This window comes from Pseudomonas sp. BIOMIG1BAC (assembly GCF_001705995.2).
In the GTDB taxonomy this organism is placed as follows: Bacteria; Pseudomonadota; Gammaproteobacteria; order Pseudomonadales; family Pseudomonadaceae; genus Aquipseudomonas; species Aquipseudomonas sessilinigenes.
In genome coordinates, this window is sequence record NZ_CP049045.1 from 6,450,395 (window position 1) to 6,468,671 (window position 18,277).

Genomic DNA, 18,277 nt, shown 5'->3' on the forward strand with positions numbered 1-18,277 from the left:
GCTCAGGCTTCCTTGTTCCAGAGAGTGGCCGAACGTTTCATCAATGACACACCGATGCCGAACAACAGCAACACGATCCCCGCGACCAGCCAGGGCGAAAGCAACGCCGGCTGGGTCACCAGCATGAAGGCCAGGGAGGGCGTGATCATCACCCCGATGTTCACGCCAGCCGAGTAGTAGCCCAAGTTGCGATCCACCGTGTGCTGGCTGGAGATGCTGCTGACGTAGTGCGTGATGCTGGGAAAGACGATCATCTCCCCCAGGCTCCACAGCACGGTCGCCAGCAACAGCAGCCAGCCGATCTCGCTGAAGCCCATGAGGAAGAAACCGATCCCGGCCAACACAAAGCCCGCAACCAGCGAGTAGCTGCTGGAGAGATGGGACATGCGCTGGTTGATCGGCACTTCGAACAGGATCACCAGCAGTGCATTGATGAAGAAGATGATCCCGACGAAGTAGGTCGGAAGATCGGTGTAGTTGATGATGTAGGCCGAGAGAAACGTCGGCGGCAGGGCATAGGCAATGTGCACCGGCAATGAGGTCAACAGGATCACCAGCAAGCGCGAGCGCTCGAACGGCACGCTATCGGGCAAGCCGTTGCCACGCCCCTGGTTCGCCGCCATGCCCGCGGCCTGCGTGGAGGCGTGGCCGGCAAAGCGCAGGCAGACGACGAACGACAACAGCGATAGCCCGGCATTGATGTAGAACACCGCGCTGGCCGAACTGAGGAACACCAGGCTGCCCAGCAGTGGACCGATGGCCATGCCGATATTGATCGCCAGGCGGTTGCAGGAAAACGCCACCTTGCGGGTTTGCAGGTCGCTGTGCTTGACCATCTCCGAGAAGGTCGCCGGAGTGAAGGCCTCGTAGCAGCCCCCCCAGAGGAACGACAGCACGAACAACGCCGCGATGCTGTCGATCGAGGGAATGATCAGCAACAGCAAGGCGTTGGTCAGCAGCGAACCCAGGATCACCCTCCCCGAGGAGAAGCGCTTGATCAGCGCCCCGACGATCAGGTCGACGAACAGCGCACCCACGCCATAAGTGCCCACCAGCAGCCCGGCGATACTCGCCGAGACTGCATGCTGGTGGATCAGGTAGGCGGCGTAGAACGGGAACGCCATGGTGCCCATGCGAAACACCAGGGTCACCACGAACAATGCCTGCAAGCGCCGGTTGAACCCGCGCAGGGCGTGATAGGTGCCCATCATCGTACGCAGTACACGCGATCTTTGTAGGCGCGGATCTGCTCGTAGTCCTGGTCGATCCGCTGCTGCTCGTCGGCGTACAGGAACACTCGCAACGGGCTGCTGAGCAGGTCCACGGTGGGTTTCATCTGCTTGCCCACCTTGTACTTGACGCTGAGCTTATGCACCGTCGCCAGGTTCTCGATGCTCTGGATGGCCTGTGGATCGAAACCGGTGACCTCGCCACTCAGGGTGGTATCGGTGTTGATCACGCAAGCCTCCTTGAGCTTCTTGTAGCGCTTGCCAGCGTACTGCGCCTTGAAGCGCTCGGGCTCGCAATAGGCCAGGTAGGTCAGTTGCGCCTGGTTGCCGTCCAGGCTGATGTCGTGGAAGCGCGGCTCCATGTTGCCGTTCAGCCGCGCCCCCACCTCCACCAGCGCCGGTCCCTGCTCGGTCATGATGACTTCCGAATGCGCAGGCCCGTTGTCGATACCCAAGGCCTTGAGGACCTGGAGGATGTAGTCCACCAGCGCATTGGCAACGTCGCTGTCCGGGGCGATCAGCACGTCGCGGTCGTAGATGTTCTTGCCATGGCCGATCTCGCGCTTGACGTAGCGCCAGATACCGCAGACATAGGTCTGGCCATCACGACTGACGGTGTCGACGATGTATTCGTTGCCCTTGAGGTAGGACTGGCAAAGGATCTCGGTGTTGGCCAGGCCGAAGATGTCCTGGTTGGCCAGCACCTCCTGGCAGGCTCGTTCGACATCCGCCAGGTCATGGCAAATCGATACGCCATCGGTCGATGCCGAACTCAGCGGCTTGATCACGCAGGGCAGCACATTGCCGGCCTCGACCCACTCCAGCAGTTGCGCGGCACTGCTGGACTTGACCTGGCGTGCGGTGAGCAGGCCGGCGGCCGCCACCTTGTTGATCATCTCGAACTTGTTGCGCCGGGCCAGCGAACCGGCACTGCCATTGCTCGGCAACTGCAGTTGCTCGCTCAGGTAGTCGGCGAACGGGACGCCTGGCTCCTGGCCGGCGATGACCGCCACCAGCGGGAATTCGCGCAAGCGTGCGACGATATCCTGGGCATTGTCGTCGAACGCCAGGTTGTGCTCGAACTCGTCCAGGTTCGGGCCGAACATGCTCGGCATCAGCTCCTTGGTGCTCTGCACATGCAGCAGGCCGATCCCGGCGTCCTTGAAGTATTGCGGCAGGAAGTTACCGCTGGAGTAGACATCGACCAACGCGACATATTTTTTCATGAGAAGGCCCAATCAGTAGGAGGCAGCGGTTGTCGACCGGCGCTTGCTCGCCACGTCATCCAGTGCCAGAAAAATGTTCTCGGGAAACTCGGCGATGCGATGCAGCAAGTGCAGGTACCAGTTGTTGCCGTAGACCGCCGAGACCCGGGTCTTGACCCGGTCGTTGACGATGTACTTGATGCATTGCAGGGTGCGGAACCCGGAGAGCGCCATCAGCACGTTCTTGAGGAAGAACTCGCGCTCGGATTGATTGACGTCATACAGGCCGCACTTGAGGTGGAAGGCATAGTCCGGGTCTTTTTCCGGGAGCCCCAGGCGCACATGGTGGCTCTTGATGTGCGACACCACATAGCACTGGTGCAGGTGAAAAAGCAGGTAGCCGGAAAGAAAGGTCCCGGCAAACCAGTTGATCGCCTGGGTCTCGGCCAGCATCTTGTGGACCGACTCATGAAGGATGTTGGCCAACGCGCGTTGGGTGGTGCCAATCAGGAACAGCGACAGCGGATAGAACCAGTAGCTGATTCCGAGGGACAGATAAATGACGAAGGCAATGATGGCGTAGTCTTTGCCGAGGGCAATCATCCAGTGGTAATTACCTTTCTTGCAAAGATGTTTCAACATCCCGAAAACTTCTCGGGTAATCCCCGCGACCAATTCACCAGCAGGCTCTTTGTTTTTATCGACCTGCATAATCATTCCCTAATTAAACGGCACACAACAACGTCCACTTCCTTAGCAGAAGGGAATCAACTTCAATCACGCCCAATTTGATCACGCGCTGCTTGATCCCTGATTCGGAACACAAGGCCGGCGAACATTGCGGCTGATTTTTTATTGCCTGGACCAGGCTTTATCGCAGGAAAAAACTAAAGCAGCGCCATCTTGGCAACAAGCTGCCCTTTTAGACAGGGTCGCTGCCAGGGCGCGTATTTCCTGGGCCTGGCCCAGGAAAAGCTCACCCAAACAGGCTTAAGTCCCACGCAGGAGAGTGCTGGACGAGCCTGATAAGGCACACCCTCAGGGACAGGGACGGGGGTAATTTGAAGAACCGGCACAAGACTGCGCACGATCAGGCTCGTGCGCAGTCCAGTAAGGTGTAAGAGGTTTTTAACCGGCGAACTCGAGGAGAAATTACTCAGGCTCTTTTATATAGCCAAGTTGCAACGCTTTGCGAATAGCCGACTTACCGTTATTCACCTCGAGTTTATTGAAGATATTCTTCATATGAAACTTCACGGTGCGCGGACTCATATTGGCCAACAACGAAATTTCGTTATACGTCTTGCCAATACTGGTCCATGACAGCACTTCGGTTTCCCGGGGAGTCAGGATACTTGTCGGCAATTCGGGAATAGGGGCACTGCTCTCCAGGGACTCGTCGTAGACCGAGACCAAGAGCATCTGGATATCGCTCTTGTGCGCTTGCACCGTTTCCCGGAAGCGATGGCTCTCACCCAGGCTGCACAAGTTGAGGATCGAATAGAACCCCTGGTTGCCATGGACGATGAAACTCGCACCTTCGGCTACCGGCGGTACATGGCTTTCTTCGTCGGCGTTGACCAGCAGGTTTTCGTCGCTCCAGAAAAACGGCTTGATGCGCCGTTTGGACAGCGACAGCAGTTGCTCGCGCTGGTAGCCCTCGTCAACCTTGGGCGGTTGCAGGACTTCGGGGTGGTTGGTGATAGTTTCCGCTTCGTCCAGCGTCGGCCCGCATTGATAGACCTCGAACAGGCCCAACCCGAGGTTGGCCAGCTCGCTGTCCAATTGCTCGCGCCGATCCAGCGCGGCCAAAGACGTGGGGTTATTGGATAGATTGTCGCTTCGCATGTGCCTCATCCCTGGTCAACATAAAGACAACCGGATCTTTTGAACCCGCTGCCACGACGGCCTTCGACCCGAAGCGCCTGGAGTGAATCGCCACCGCCAGAAACCGGCTCGTCCAACCTCCTGCTGTTGAACGAGCGCTGAATGAATCATGCCCGGGGGCTACTTGTCCAGACAGTCGCCGCACTTACCGACAAGCACAAAAAAGCCCTGCGCAAGGCAGGGCTTTTTCGAACATCGTCAGGCTCAGTGGGCGTAGGTCAGCAAGAGCTCGGCCGGGGCCTTGAAATCCACCGACATCATCACGCTCAGCGCGGTGATGGTGAAGATCGAGAACACGAAGAGCTTGCGGGCCCACACGGTGTCATCCACCGCCTTGTAGCCGGTCCAGGCCATGTACAGCCAGTACATGCCCATCGCCGCCGCTACCGCCATGTAGCTCATGCCGGCATACCCGCTGAAGGTCAGCATCAGGGTCGCCACCAGGAACGCCAGGATGTAGTACAGGATGTGCTTCTTGGCCACGCGAATACCGCGCTTGACCGGCAGCACCGGGATCGATGCGGCCAGGTAGTCGTTGAAGCGGAAAATCGCGATGGCGTAGGAATGCGGCATCTGCCACAGGCTGAACATCACCAGCAGGGTCAACGCGGCCATGTCGAAGCTGTTGCTCACGGCCACGTAACCAATCACCGGCGGCATGGCCCCGGACAGGCTGCCCACCAGCGTGCCGTGAACCGACTTGCGCTTGAGGTACAGGCTGTAGAAGCCAACGTAGATGACAAAGCCGATTACCGCGAACAATGCGGCCAACGGGTTGGCCACGTAGTACAGCAAGGCGACGCCGGCGACACCGAGGAGGGAGGCATAGACCAGGGCTACTTCCAGGGAGATCAGGCCCTGGACCAGCACGCGGTTCTTGGTGCGCTCCATCTTCAGGTCGATGTCACGGTCGATGCAGTTGTTGAACACGCAACCGGACGCTACCACCAGCGAGGTGCCGATCATGGCGGCCAGGAAAATGGCCAGATCGACATGCCCCTTCGAGGCCAGGAAGAACCCGCCTGCCACCGAAAGCACGTTACCGAAAATGATCCCCGGTTTGGTGATTTGGATAAAGTGCTTGAGCGACATCGGGTCTACCTCACTTCGCCATCATGACGGTGTGGATGCTGAACATGATCCACAACGACAGACCAACCAGCAGGACAATGACCAACGCGGCGAAGATGAACGCCACCACGTTGTTGCGCTGTGCCGCGGAACGGTCCAGGTGCAGGAAGTACACCAGGTGCACCAGCACCTGGATCACCGCGAACGCCAGGACGATCCACAGGGTCACGTCTTTAGGCAGCGATGGGTACATCACCAGGCCGAACGGGATCAGTGTCAGGATGACCGACAGGATGAAGCCGATGGCGTAGGACTTGACGCTGCCGTGACCGGCTTCGTCGTGGGAGTGTGCGTTGGCCATTTACATAGTCCCCATCAGGTAAACAACGGTGAATACGCAGATCCACACCACGTCCAGGAAGTGCCAGAACAGGCTCAGGCAGCTCAGACGGGTCTTGTTGGTCGCCGTCAGGCCTTTTTTCTGCACCTGGTACATCATGATTGCCATCCAGATCAGACCGCTGGTCACGTGCAGACCGTGGGTACCGACCAGGGTGAAGAACCCGGACAGGAAGCCGGAACGGCTAGGGCCGTAGCCTTCGGAGATCAGCAGGTGGAACTCGTTGATCTCCATGCCGATGAAGCCCAGGCCGAACAGGAAGGTCATGGCCAGCCAGCCCAGAACCTGCTTCTTGTTGCCCCGGAAGAACGCCAGCATGGCGAAGCCGTAGGTGATCGAACTGAACAGCAGCAGAGCGGTTTCGCCCAGTACATAAGGCAGTTCGAAGATGTCGTGGCCCGACGGGCCACCCGCTACGTTGTTAACCAGTACCGCGTATACCGCGAAGATCGACGCAAACAGAATGCAGTCGGTCATCAAGTAGAGCCAGAAACCGAATACGGTCATCTCGCCCGAGTCGTGGTGATGGTCATCGTGCCCATGGTCATGACCATGGGCGTGTCCAGCATTGGTCACTAAGTTCGACATGGATTAAGCCTGTTCCAACGAGGTTTCAACACGGGTAGCCGGGATCTTCTTCTCCGATACCAGACGCTTGTGCTGCTCGGCTTCGATGCGCTCGATCGTCTCGACCGGCACCATGTAGCCTTGATCATCACGGGCAGCGTGGATCGCGAAATAGATCACGGTGCCGGCCAGGCTCGCGATGGCCATCCACCAGATGTGCCAGATCATGGCGAAACCGAACACGGTCAGCAGAGCCCCCATGACCAAACCGGTAGCGGTGTTGTTGGGCATGTGGATCGGCTGGTAGCGGCCAGGCTGCTCGTAGGCAGTGCCGTTTTCCTTGGCTTCGGTGAACGGATCGATACCTTCGGCTTTCGGCAGTACCGCGAAGTTATAGAACGGAGGTGGCGACGAGGTCGACCATTCCAGGGTGTGGGCATTCCACGGGTCGCCCGATACACACATGTTCTGCTTGCGATCACGCACGCTGACGTACAGCTGGATCAACTGGCAGGCGATACCCACAGCGATCAAGACTGCACCCACCATGGCGACGTACAGGTACGGCACCCACTCTGGGTTGGTGGTGGCGTTCAGACGACGGGTCATGCCCATGAAGCCCAGTGCATAGAGCGGCATGAACGCGACGAAGAAGCCCGAGATCCAGAACCAGAAGGCAGCCTTGCCCCAACCTTCATGCAGCTTGAAGCCGAAGGCTTTCGGGAAGTAGAAGCCGAAGCCGGCGATGTAACCGAATACCGCACCGCCGATGATCACGTTGTGGAAGTGCGCGATCACGAACAGGCTGTTGTGCAGAACGAAGTCGGCACCCGGGATGGCCAGCAGTACGCCGGTCATGCCGCCGATGGCGAAGGTCACCATGAAGCCCAGGGTCCACAGAACCTGGCTGGTGATGCGCAAGCGGCCGTGGTAGATGGTGAACAGCCAGTTGAACAGCTTCACCCCCGTCGGGATCGAAATCAGCATCGTCGCCAGACCGAAGAAGGCGTTGACGCTGGCACCCGAACCCATGGTGAAGAAGTGGTGCAGCCAGACCATGAAGCCCAGGATCGAGATCGCGCCGGAAGCGTAGATCATCGAATGGTGGCCGAACAGGCGCTTGCCGGAGAAGGTCGAGATGACTTCGGAGAAGATACCGAACGCCGGCAGGATCAGGATGTACACCTCGGGGTGACCCCAGGCCCAGAACAGGTTCACGTACATCATTGGATTGCCACCAAGTTCATTGGTGAAAATGTGGAAATCCATGTAGCGGTCAAGCGTCAGCAGCGCCAGGGTAGCGGTCAGGATCGGGAACGAAGCCACGATCAGCACGTTGGCCCAGGTGCAGGTCCAGGTGAAGATCGGCATGTCCATGATCTTCATGCCCGGGGTACGCATCTTCAGTACGGTGGCCAGGAAGTTGACCCCCGTCAGCGTTGTCCCTAGACCTGAAAGCTGTAGCGCCCAGATGTAGTAGTCCATACCCACGCCAGGACTGTATTGCAGGCCCGACAGCGGCGGATAGGCAACCCAGCCGGTCTTGGCGAATTCGCCAACACCCAGGGACAGGTTGATCAGCACGACGCCGGAAACCAGCAGCCAGAAGCTCAGGGAGTTGAGGAATGGATAGGCCACGTCGCGAGCGCCGATCTGCAGCGGCACGACGAGGTTCATCAGGCCGGTGAAGAATGGCATCGCCATGAAGATGATCATGATCACACCGTGGGCGGTGAAGATCTGGTCATAGTGTTCAGGTGGCAGGTAACCAGGCGAACCCTCGGTGGCCAGGGCCAGCTGGGAACGCATCATGATGGCGTCGGCAAAACCACGCAGCAGCATGACCATGGCGACGATGATGTACATCACGCCGATTTTCTTGTGGTCGACCGAAGTCAGCCACTCGGACCACAGGTAGGTCCATTTCTTGAAATAGGTGATACCCGCGACGACCGCCAGACCACCCAGCGCGATCATGGCAATGGTGACCATGACAATCGGCTCGTGGAACGGTATCGCGTCCAGACTTAATTTACCAAACATCGTTTACTCCTCTGCCCCGGCAGCTGAATGCGAGCTCATGTCCATTCCCTGCGAAGTGGCCACTTCTTTCTCTTTCTTCTCGTGCTTGAGCGGCTTGCCTGGAGTCATACCTTCATACTTGTCGACGATGGTCTGGAACAGGTTTGGCGCGTACGAGGAGTAGAGCTCCACAGGGTTGTTCTGGCTTGGCTTGGAAAGGGCCGCGTATTCAGCTGTGTCCAGCTGTTTAGGTGCCTTCTTGACTTCGTTTACCCAGGCGTCGAACTCTTCCTGGCTGGTTGCGATCGCTTTGAACTTCATGCCGGTGAAACCCGCGCCGCTGTAGTTGGCGGAGATACCTTCAAGTTCGGTGTTCTGGTTGGCAATCAGGTGCAGCTTGGTGGTCATGCCCGCCATCGCGTAGATCTGGCCGCCCAGGCCCGGGATGAAGAACGAGTTCATCACGGTGTCGGAGGTCACGCGGAAGTTGACCGGGGTATGGGCCGGGAACACGATCTTGTTGACGGTGGCGATCCCTTGATCGGGATAGATGAACAGCCACTTCCAGTCCATCGCGACCACTTCGATGGTCACCGGCTTGACGTCGGACTCCAGTGGACGATACGGGTCCAGGGCGTGGGTCGACTTGTAGGTCACATAGCCCAGGGCAATGATGATCATGATCGGCACGGCCCATACGGCCACTTCGATCTTGGTGGAGTGGGACCACTTCGGTGCGTAGGTCGCGTCCTTGTTGGAAGCGCGATATTTCCAGGCGAAGGCGAAGGTCATGATAATGACCGGTACCACCACCAGCAGCATCAGAATGGTTGCAGTGATGATCAGGTTTCGTTCATCCAGACCAACCTGACCCTTGGGATCAAGCAAGGTCCATTTGCAGCCTCCCAGCATCAACATGCTGAGCAGCGGCAATAAGCCTAGTAATCTGGGGTACCTGTTTTTACTCATCTCACGACCTCTAAAGCAGCTTGCGCAATGCAGTTGGGTTTTGATCGCCAACACTTCACCCTGCCAAGGGTTGGCATTTTTCTTCAATTGAATAAGGGCCTGCCCGTTGCGTGAAACGCTCAACGACACATCCCGGGCTAGCAGTGGTTCTTATTCGATCTCGTGGTCAAAGGCCTTGTTACAGACCAATTCCATTTGGTGCGGAAGTTAGGAAGGCGCCGACACCTGCAGTCGCATGGAGCGCTCAATCCACTCCTCGACCATCCTCGTGTGCTCAGGGGTGAGCAGCGTCGGAAATTCAGTGCGGGCGATTGTAGATATGTCGCGTTTTATAAACCATGTCTTATCCCGAAATAATTTTTATCGCTGACCGCAACAATCCCACATGATTGTTACGAAGCCGCCGAATCATATCGATTTTCATTCGCAACAAAAACCCCAAAAAAGCCCCTCATGCCCCCCTACCCCGGGGGTCTTAAAAACCGCTGAAAGCCGCCATCCATATGCCTCAGCCCTTATAAAACGGGGTCTGTGAAGAATTGTATAGATAGCAGGCTATGGTTTTTTGCGGTCCTGTCGACGTGCACAAACTGACAGGCACAGATTGAACCAGTCAGGTAATTTGCAGTCTCTTGAAACCATTCCCCCGCCCCTCTGCGACAGCGGCAGTGTGACAACATGTCGCACTTTTGTTGCGCCCACGCTTGTCACAAATCACCACCTTGCCGGTCACCTCGTGTCCGACAAAAAAGCCCCGGCCCCTGTGGAGGGGCCGGGGCTTTTCGAAGGGATCAGTAGCTTTGCTTGCGGTTGCGCACCACGCCCAGCGGCACCAGGATCACCGTCAGCACGAACGCCAGCAACGCCCACTGGGCCAGGGACAAGCCCAGGATCGGCGGGTACGGCGTGGAGCAGAAACCATCGACCTGGAAGCCCAGGGGAAAGATGCTCGCCAGCGGCAGGCTATCGACGATCGGCTGCAGCACATCGATGCCGCAACTCACCGCCGGGTAGAACTGGGTATACACATGGTGCCCGGCCACTCCGGCGCCGGCGATGGCGCAGATGACCACCAGGGTCTCCATGATGGTGACCCCCCGCCGCGAGCTGAGGGCCGCGCCGATGAAGGCGAAGATCGCGATCAGCAACAAGGCATAGCGTTGCAGGATACACAGCGGGCAAGGCGCCTCGCCCAATACCACCTGCATGTACAGGGCACCGCCGATCAGTGCCAGGCAGATAACCCCCAGCAGCACCAGGAAGCGCCGTTCACGTCCCAAACGCAGTCTGTCGTCACTCATCCCTATTCCTTTTTCTGTGTGTTGCAGCGGCCCGCCCGCCTCTAATCGCGGCGGCGCGCTGTGAAATTGCCAAATGGCCGGTTCGCCGTCGCAGTGCCCGGAAGTCTACACGCTGAACATGACCTTTGAATGCACGGCTTGCCCGCTGCAAGCCAAGGCCTGCCGGGCGAACGACGGAATCGAACGGATCGCCCAGGCCATCGCGTCCCGGACGATATCGCAGGAAATTAACGACAGGCAGGTTAAGTCGGGATTAACGCGCCAGCCACCCTTTCAAGGTTGGCCAATGGCTGGGGAAATTGCCGATGCCCCAAGGCTCCTGGAGAACAGGAGCAGGTAGGCGGGTAATGCTGTAGGAGCGAGTCTTGCCCGCGATGGACTTCAGAGCGCCGGGTTTATCCAGTGAACACGCGCTAGCGTTAAGCACCATCGCGAGCAAGCCTCGCTCCTACAGGGAATCACCTTCCTTGACTGATCGGCATTACGGCAGGTGGGAGGGTTACTCCAGGGCCGCGGCCGGGCCGAAGAACTCGTAGCGGCTCTGCTGCTCAGGAATGCCCAGGGCCTTCAGGTGGCGCTTGATCGCGGCCATGAAGCCCTTGGGCCCGAGGAAGTAGGCATCCAGATCGCGCTGCTCGGGCAGCCACTGTGCCAGTTGGTCCTGGGTCAACAGGCCCAGGGTGTCGGCCGCCGGGCTGACGCCATCATCCTCGGCATAGCAATAGAAGCGCTTGAGCTGTGGATAACGCGCGGCCAGGGCATCGACCCACTGGCGGAAGGCATGCACCTGGCCATTGCGGGCGCAGTGGATAAAGTGCACCGGGCGCTCGGTGGCCAGGGCTGCCTCCAGCATCGGCAGGGTCGGGGTGATGCCGACGCCCCCACTGATCAGCACCAACGGCTTGTCGCTGGCCTGGAGGGTGAACTCCCCGGCAGGCGGGAACAGCATGATGCTACTGCCCACCGGGCATTGGTCATGCAGGTAGTTGGAAGCCACGCCACCGGCCTCGCGCTTGACGCTGATGCGGTACTGGCCCTGGTCGGACAACGCCGACAGCGAGTAATTGCGGCGAATTTCCTGGCCATCGATGAACAGCTGCAGGCCGATGTACTGGCCCGGCTCGGCGGCGAGGATCGCCCCCTGGTCTGCCGGCTCGAAATACAAAGAGGTGATTTCCGCACTCTCCTGCACCTTGCGCACCAGCTTGAACTCCCGGGCCCCACGCCAGCCACCCGGCGCCTGGGCTTTCTGGTCATAAATGGCACCCTCGGCGCCAATCAGGATATCCGCCAGTTGGTTGTAGGCTGCTGCCCAGGCGTCGATCACCTCCTGGGTGGCGATCTCGCTGCCCAGCACTTCCGAGATCGCCCGCAACAGGCAGGTCCCGACGATCGGGTAGTGCTCGGGCAAGATCTGCAAGGCAACGTGCTTGTTGATGATCTTGGCGACCAGGTCTCCCAGTTGGTCGAGCTGGTCGATGTGCCGGGCGTACATCAGCACGCCATTGGCCAGGGCCCGGGGCTGGTCGCCGCTGGCCTGGTGGGCTTGGTTGAACAGCGGGCGGACTTCTGGATACTCCGAGAGCATCATCCGGTAGAAATGGGTGATCAGGGCCTCACCACCGCTTTCCAGCAGCGGGACGGTGGATTTGATGATGGCGCGATCTTGGACGCTTAGCATGGGACAACTCCTGGACTTATGACTGCTTGCAGGTTTCCCTTGTCCAATCAGTATTCGTGCCAAGATAAAAATTATTTAAATTCAATATCTTATGAACATAGTAGTCATAAAGACTTCAATAGATTTATAGTCGTATCGACTACAAGGAGTCACTATGACTGCAAAAGCCCTGCTCACCACCCTGCTACCCCTGGTCACCGACCTGTCACGGGAATTGCCGGAAGGCGAACGCTATCGACGCCTGCTGGAGGCCCTGCGCGTGCTCTTGCCTTGCGATGCCGCCGCACTGTTGCGCCTGGATGGCGAGTGGCTGGTACCGCTAGCCGTCGACGGCCTGAGCACCGACACCCTGGGCCGGCGCTTCAAGGTCAGCGAGCACCCACGCTTCGCCGCGTTGCTGGGCAGCCCGGGGCCAACCCGCTTCGCCAGCGACAGCCAGCTACCCGACCCTTACGACGGCTTGGTGGAAGGGCTCGATGAGCACCTGGAAATCCACGACTGCATGGGCTGCCCACTGTTCGTCGACGAACGCCCATGGGGCCTGCTGACCCTCGATGCACTGGACCCGCAACGCTTCGAACCCATCGAACTGGATGCCCTTCAGGCCTTCGCCAGCCTGGCTGCGGCCACGGTCAGCGCCGCCGAACGCATCGAGCGCCTGGCCCTGCGCGCCGAGAACGAGCACCAGCGCGCAGAGGTCTATCGCCAGGCCAGCGGCCAACACCGGGAAATGATCGGCCAGAGCAAGGCCCACAAGCACCTGATGGAAGAAATCGCCCTGGTGGGCAGCAGCGACCTGACGGTGCTGATCACCGGTGAAACCGGGGTTGGCAAGGAGTTGGTGGCCCAGGCTATCCATGCCGCCTCGCTGCGCGCCGAGCAGCCGCTGATCAGCCTCAATTGCGCGGCACTGCCCGACACCCTGGTGGAAAGCGAGCTGTTCGGCCATGTCCGGGGGGCGTTCACCGGGGCCACCCAGGATCGCCGGGGCAAGTTCGAACTGGCCAATGGCGGCACCCTGTTCCTCGATGAAGTGGGTGAGTTGTCACTGACCGTACAGGCCAAGCTGCTGCGCGTGCTGCAAAGCGGCCAGTTGCAGCGCCTGGGCTCGGACAAGGAGCATCGGGTGGATGTGCGCCTGATCGCCGCCACCAACCGCGACTTGGCACAAGAGGTACGCAACGGTCGCTATCGTGCCGACTTCTACCACCGCCTCAGCGTGTACCCGCTACGGGTACCGTCCCTGCGCGAGCGAGGACGCGACGTCTTGCTGCTCAGCGGCTACTTCCTGGAGCAGAACCGCTCACGCATGGGCCTGGGCAGCCTGCGCCTCAACGCCGAGGCCCAGGCAGCCTTGCTGGCCTACAACTGGCCGGGCAACGTCCGCGAACTGGAGCACCTGATCGGCCGCAGCGCCCTCAAGGCCCTGGGCAACTGCCGTGAGCGACCGCGGATTCTCAGCCTGGATGCCCAGGACCTGGACCTGCCCCTGGCCAACGAAAGAGCGGCCATTTCCCCTGACCTCGTCTGCGAAGCATTGCCTGTGCCAGCCCCCCATGGCGACCTGCGCCTGGCTACCGAGCACTACCAGCGCCAACTGATCGAAACCTGCCTTGAACGACACCAGCACAACTGGGCCGCGGCCGCCCGTGAGCTAGGCTTGGACAGGGCCAACCTCAACCGCCTGGCCAAGCGCCTGGGCCTGAAATGACTCCCGGCCCAGGTCATCGCTGGGCCGGCAGCACAGGCACGTACAGGCCGTGACACTGACTCAAGTGAGCGGGCAATCCGACTAAAGCCTGCCCTGAAAGCGTCGATAACCCGTTATCAATGGTTGTCCGTGGTTCGAACCACGCGCCAATTTTTCAAGAAGAAGGTTTTTATGTCCTCCAACAAAGCCCGCGCAGATTCGCTTTCGCTTCTGCTGTTTACCTTGCGCAGCGGCAAGCTGATGGCAATCAACCTGCTTAAAGTCAGTGAAATCATTCCCTGCCCGCCGCTGACCAAGCTGCCGGAATCCCACCCCCATGTGAAAGGCATCGCCACCTTGCGCGGCAACTCGTTGTCGGTGATCGATCTCAGCCGGGCCATCGGCGAGCGTCCCCTGGCTGATCCGGATGCCGGTTGCCTGATCGTCACCGACGTCAGCCGTTCCAAGCAGGGCCTGCATGTGCAGGCCGTGAGCAAGATCGTGCATTGCCTGACTACCGATATTCGTCCACCGCCCTACGGCTCGGGCGGCGTCAGGTCCTACATCACCGGCGTAACCCAGGTCGACGGGACCCTGGTCCAGGTGCTGGATATCGAGAAAGTGATCCACGGCATCGCCCCGACCCAGATCGAAATGGCCCCCACCGAGCTGAGCATGGAAGACGCCGAGGTCCTGGGCAACGCGCGCATCCTGGTGGTGGACGACAGCCAGGTGGCGCTGCAGCAGTCGGTGCACACACTGCGCAACCTCGGTCTGCAATGCCACACCGCCCGCAGCGCCAAGGAAGCCATCGACTGCCTGCTGGAACTGCAAGGCACGGCCAACGAGATCAACCTGATCGTCTCGGATATCGAAATGTCCGAGATGGACGGTTACGCCCTGACCCGGACCCTGCGCGAGACCCCGGATTTCGCCCACCTGTATGTGCTGCTGCACACCTCCCTGGACAGCGCGATGAACAGTGAGAAAGCGCGCCAGGCCGGGGCCAATGCGGTGCTGACCAAGTTCTCCTCGCCGGAGCTGACCCGTTGCCTGATCGATGCAGCCAAGGCGATCGCCGCCCAGGGAGGTTGAGTCTTGGAGGAACGCTACTGCCTGTTGATGCGCCGTGACCTGACCGGCCCGCAACTCGCCCCCCAATGGCCGGCCGGGGTCAGCCTGCAGTCCTACAGCCTGGAACTGGCGCCCCAGGTGCATCACTTGATGCAATTGGGCTACCTGGATGGTGGCGGTCGCGTCCCGGACCTCGATACCTGGCGCAAGGCCTTCGAGACCGATGCCGAATACGATCCCGATCTGTGCCTGGTGCTCCTGGAGGCCGGGCACGTGATAGGCGTTGCCCAGTGCTGGACCAGCGCCTACCTCAAGGACCTGGTGGTGCATGCCGACGCCCGTGGCCGAGGCCTGGGCCGGGCCCTGCTGCAACAGGTGTTCGTGATGTTCGCCGAACGCCGGGAAGAGCGGCTCGATCTCAAGGTGCTGGAAGACAACCTGCGCGCCCGCCGCCTGTACGACAGTGCCGGCATGCAAGTGGTCCGCCGCGAACGGGTGCCATAGGCAAACTTGCGCCAACACGCCCGGCCTGTAGCCGCTGCCAGGCCTGCGAAACTGCAACAGGACCCGCGCCCCTCAGCGATTCCCTCCTCTTCCGTGCGCGCGACAGCGGCCACATGAAGCACAATCCTGCGGCGGCAGCGAACGACAGGCCGTCGCCGGGGTCCACCTGGGTATCACGCCTTGAGATCTCGCCCCATGAACCACAAGACCCTGGCCCTGCTTTGCCTCGGCGCCATTTGCGGCACAGCCCATGCTTCCAGCGACCAGGCCTGGGCCGAGCTGGAGCAGGCCATGCAGCGCGCCTGCATCCAGGCCAGCGGCTTGAAAAACCCCAAGCCGCTGGGCAACAGTGCGCAGTTCGACGACCAGGTCGGCTATAGCGCCCTCTTGCTCCAGGGCCAGTATCCACAGAAGCACATGCAGGGTCGCAGCGGCATCGAGCTATGCCTGTACCACCGGTCAAGCCGCAAGGCGGTGGTCAGTGAGTGGGACGCCATCCGCCCGGCGCTCAAGGCCCGCTGACTGGCGCATAACTTGCTTCGCCAGGGGTTTCCACGGCGTCGGGCAACAGAAAAACGACGCGCCCTATCGATCCACTCTGGTTGCTCGTGCCATGAACACTCGGTTTTCCTGCGTAGGCTGTGGCAAGTGCTGCCACGACCACCATGTCCCCCTGACTCTCACCGAAGCCCGCGCCTGGGCGGCCGATGGCGGCCAGGTGATCGTGCTGGTGGAGGCCTTCCTGGGCAATGGCCTGGGTTTGCCGGAGCAACAGCGAGAACATGCCCAGCGCCGTTCCTGTCGTGTGCCCAGCGGCACCACCGATGCCTATGTAGCGATCACCTTCGCGGCCTATAACGTCGGCCCCTGCCGGAATCTTGACGAAGACCAACTATGCCGCATCTATGAACGTCGGCCGTTGGTGTGCCGTATCTACCCCATGGAGATCAACCCACACATTCCTCTGGCCCCCACGGCCAAGGATTGCCCGCCGGAATCCTGGGAACAGGGCCCGCAGTTGATCCTCGGCGGGCAACTGGTGGATGAGGAACTGGCCGGGCTGATCCAGCGCTCGCGCCAGGCCGACCGTGATGACATCCAGCTCAAGCAGGCCATTTGCGCCCGCCTGGGCATTCGTACCACGGCGCTCAAGGGCGATGGTTTTACCGCCTACCTGCCGGACATGGGCGCCCTGGCCAATGCCATCGACCAGCTCCAGGCCGAGCCCTCGGCACAGGCGGAACAAGCCTGGCGCTTCCACCTGTCCGGCGAGCAAGTGGCCACACAGGTGGCGGCCAGCGGTGCCCAGGTGGTCAGCGACACGCCCCTGGACTACGCCTTCATCCCGCTGCGGGCAGCCTGACGTCTGCGACTTCGAGCACCGGCGCGGGCTTCAACCGCGCTTGTGCCAGAACTCCAGCGCCAGCTGCCGCAAATCTCCCGCCAACCCGGCCACATCCCCGGAATTGACGTGGCTGAGCTGGCCGGCGTTGACCGTGGCTTCGCAGGCACTGCGAATGCCGATGATGTTGCGGTTGATGTCCTCGCTCACCGCGCTCTGCTCTTCCACCGCCGCGGCAATCTGCAGGCTCATCTCGGTGATCTGGTTCACCCGCTGGCTGATGCCGTCCAGGGCCACCGCCGCGCGCTGGGCCTGATCGACGCTGCTCTCCACATGCTGGCTGCTGTGCTGCATGGCCTCCACAGCATTGCGCGCGCCGTTTTGCAGGGTGCTGATCATGCGCTGGATCTCGTTGGTGGAGTCCTGGGTGCGCTGGGCCAGACCGCGCACTTCGTCGGCCACCACGGCAAAACCACGGCCCTGCTCCCCGGCTCGCGCGGCCTCGATCGCCGCATTCAGGGCCAGCAGGTTGGTCTGCTCGGCGATGCTGCGGATGACCTCCAGCACCCCGGAGATATCCGTACTGTGGCTTTCCAACTGATGGATGACCTCGGTGGCTCGCTCCAGCTCGCTGGCCAGGCGCAACACCGCGCTGCGGCTTTCCCCCACCAACTGGTGGCCTTCACGGGTTTCGCTCTCAGCCTGGTCGGCAGCCACCGAAGCCTGCTGGGCATGGGTCGCCACCTCCGCCACGCTGGCCGCCATCTGGTGGATGGCCGCCGCCACCTGGTCGGTTTCCGCCTGCTGCTCCAGGGTGCTGTTGTGGCTGCTGTGCAGGTGCTCCACCAGTTCCGCCGCATGCCCGGCCAGGCGCTGGGAAGCATCGCCGATCCTCCCCACCACTGCGCCCACTTGGGCCTCGAGCATCTGCAGGGCGAACTCGATACGCCCGAACTCATCGGCGCGCCCGGTATAGATGCCCTGGCTCAAGGGGTTGTCGCCAATCTGCCGGGCCCGTTCGGTGAGCCGCTGCAGCGGCCGCAACTGCCAACCAATGCCGGTAGCCCCCAGGCAGCAGCCCAGGGCAACGGCCACTCCCTGGTACATCCACGATTGCGGCAACAACCACACCGAGACCCCGAAAGTGCCGATGAAGCTGGCGCTGATCCAGGCCCACAGACGCAGGCGCAGGCTCATCACCGGCAGCAGGTTCCACCAGGACGGGCCTGGGGTGTTCAGGCGCCGATAAGCCCGCTCCGCGGCCTCCACCTGCTGCGTACTGGGCTTGGTCCGTACCGATTGATACTCCACCGCCTGGCCATCGCGGGTGACCGG

General features: G+C 60.6%; 17 protein-coding genes. 5 read left to right on the forward strand and 12 right to left on the reverse strand.

The features are described from left to right. Nucleotides 1-2: 2 nt before the first annotated feature. The 11 genes from ATY02_RS29950 to hmpA all read right to left on the reverse strand — a co-directional run bounded on the left by ATY02_RS29950 (nucleotide 3) and on the right by hmpA (nucleotide 12,332). The gene (locus ATY02_RS29950; RefSeq protein ID WP_068588669.1) at nucleotides 3-1,211 is read right to left on the reverse strand and encodes an MFS transporter; all 1,209 of its coding nucleotides are present in this window, start codon (nucleotides 1,209-1,211) and stop codon (nucleotides 3-5) included. After that, on the reverse strand, nucleotides 1,208-2,455 hold the full coding sequence (locus ATY02_RS29955) for an ATP-grasp domain-containing protein (protein WP_068588666.1): 1,248 nt from the start codon (nucleotides 2,453-2,455) through the stop codon (nucleotides 1,208-1,210). Before ATY02_RS29955 ends, ATY02_RS29950 begins: the two co-directional genes overlap by 4 nt. Before the next feature lie 12 nt (nucleotides 2,456-2,467). After that, a complete protein-coding gene (locus ATY02_RS29960) occupies nucleotides 2,468-3,076 on the reverse strand; it encodes a fatty acid desaturase (protein ID WP_228022233.1) in 609 nt (202 codons plus the stop codon). Nucleotides 3,077-3,586: 510 nt separating this feature from the next. After that, entirely contained in the window at nucleotides 3,587-4,282 is a 696-nt protein-coding gene (locus ATY02_RS29965; protein WP_068588663.1) for a helix-turn-helix transcriptional regulator, read from the reverse strand. A gap of 243 nt (nucleotides 4,283-4,525) precedes the next feature. Then, nucleotides 4,526-5,413 carry a heme o synthase gene (gene cyoE, locus ATY02_RS29970; protein WP_068588660.1) on the reverse strand — a complete coding sequence of 296 codons (888 nt, stop codon included), beginning with the start codon at nucleotides 5,411-5,413 and terminating at the stop codon, nucleotides 4,526-4,528. A gap of 10 nt (nucleotides 5,414-5,423) precedes the next feature. Then, nucleotides 5,424-5,753, reverse strand: a complete 330-nt coding sequence (gene cyoD, locus ATY02_RS29975) for a cytochrome o ubiquinol oxidase subunit IV (RefSeq protein WP_060840942.1) — start codon at nucleotides 5,751-5,753, stop codon at nucleotides 5,424-5,426. Further along, nucleotides 5,754-6,380: a cytochrome o ubiquinol oxidase subunit III gene (locus ATY02_RS29980; RefSeq protein ID WP_031320461.1), complete on the reverse strand. Its 627-nt coding sequence runs from the start codon at nucleotides 6,378-6,380 to the stop codon at nucleotides 5,754-5,756. 3 nt (nucleotides 6,381-6,383) lie between these two features. After that, nucleotides 6,384-8,402: a cytochrome o ubiquinol oxidase subunit I gene (gene cyoB / locus ATY02_RS29985; RefSeq protein WP_068588657.1), complete on the reverse strand. Its 2,019-nt coding sequence runs from the start codon at nucleotides 8,400-8,402 to the stop codon at nucleotides 6,384-6,386. Between the two features lie 3 nt (nucleotides 8,403-8,405). Further along, nucleotides 8,406-9,350: a ubiquinol oxidase subunit II gene (gene cyoA, locus ATY02_RS29990; protein ID WP_068588654.1), complete on the reverse strand. Its 945-nt coding sequence runs from the start codon at nucleotides 9,348-9,350 to the stop codon at nucleotides 8,406-8,408. A gap of 791 nt (nucleotides 9,351-10,141) precedes the next feature. Next, a complete protein-coding gene (locus ATY02_RS29995) occupies nucleotides 10,142-10,651 on the reverse strand; it encodes a disulfide bond formation protein B (protein WP_068588650.1) in 510 nt (169 codons plus the stop codon). Between the two features lie 499 nt (nucleotides 10,652-11,150). Then, nucleotides 11,151-12,332 (reverse strand): NO-inducible flavohemoprotein, encoded by a 1,182-nt coding sequence (hmpA, locus tag ATY02_RS30000; RefSeq protein WP_068588643.1) that lies wholly within the window; start codon nucleotides 12,330-12,332, stop codon nucleotides 11,151-11,153. 154 nt (nucleotides 12,333-12,486) lie between these two features. Here hmpA and norR point away from each other — a divergent pair, with 154 nt between their 5' ends. The 5 genes from norR to ATY02_RS30025 all read left to right on the forward strand — a co-directional run bounded on the left by norR (nucleotide 12,487) and on the right by ATY02_RS30025 (nucleotide 16,963). Next, the gene (gene norR / locus ATY02_RS30005) at nucleotides 12,487-14,043 is read left to right on the forward strand and encodes a nitric oxide reductase transcriptional regulator NorR (RefSeq protein WP_068588641.1); all 1,557 of its coding nucleotides are present in this window, start codon (nucleotides 12,487-12,489) and stop codon (nucleotides 14,041-14,043) included. A gap of 171 nt (nucleotides 14,044-14,214) precedes the next feature. Continuing rightward, nucleotides 14,215-15,117 (forward strand): chemotaxis protein CheV, encoded by a 903-nt coding sequence (locus ATY02_RS30010; RefSeq protein WP_068588639.1) that lies wholly within the window; start codon nucleotides 14,215-14,217, stop codon nucleotides 15,115-15,117. 3 nt (nucleotides 15,118-15,120) lie between these two features. Further along, on the forward strand, nucleotides 15,121-15,600 hold the full coding sequence (locus tag ATY02_RS30015) for a GNAT family N-acetyltransferase (protein ID WP_068588636.1): 480 nt from the start codon (nucleotides 15,121-15,123) through the stop codon (nucleotides 15,598-15,600). Between the two features lie 195 nt (nucleotides 15,601-15,795). After that, a complete protein-coding gene (locus tag ATY02_RS30020; protein ID WP_068588633.1) occupies nucleotides 15,796-16,122 on the forward strand; it encodes a hypothetical protein in 327 nt (108 codons plus the stop codon). 91 nt (nucleotides 16,123-16,213) lie between these two features. Then, nucleotides 16,214-16,963, forward strand: coding sequence for a YkgJ family cysteine cluster protein (locus tag ATY02_RS30025; RefSeq protein ID WP_068605546.1), 750 nt, complete (start codon nucleotides 16,214-16,216; stop codon nucleotides 16,961-16,963). Nucleotides 16,964-16,993: 30 nt separating this feature from the next. On the opposite strand, the gene ATY02_RS30030 is transcribed toward ATY02_RS30025, so the two are convergent. Further along, nucleotides 16,994-18,049, reverse strand: coding sequence for a methyl-accepting chemotaxis protein (locus ATY02_RS30030; protein WP_416220698.1), 1,056 nt, complete (start codon nucleotides 18,047-18,049; stop codon nucleotides 16,994-16,996). Between the last annotated feature and the right edge of the window lie 228 nt (nucleotides 18,050-18,277).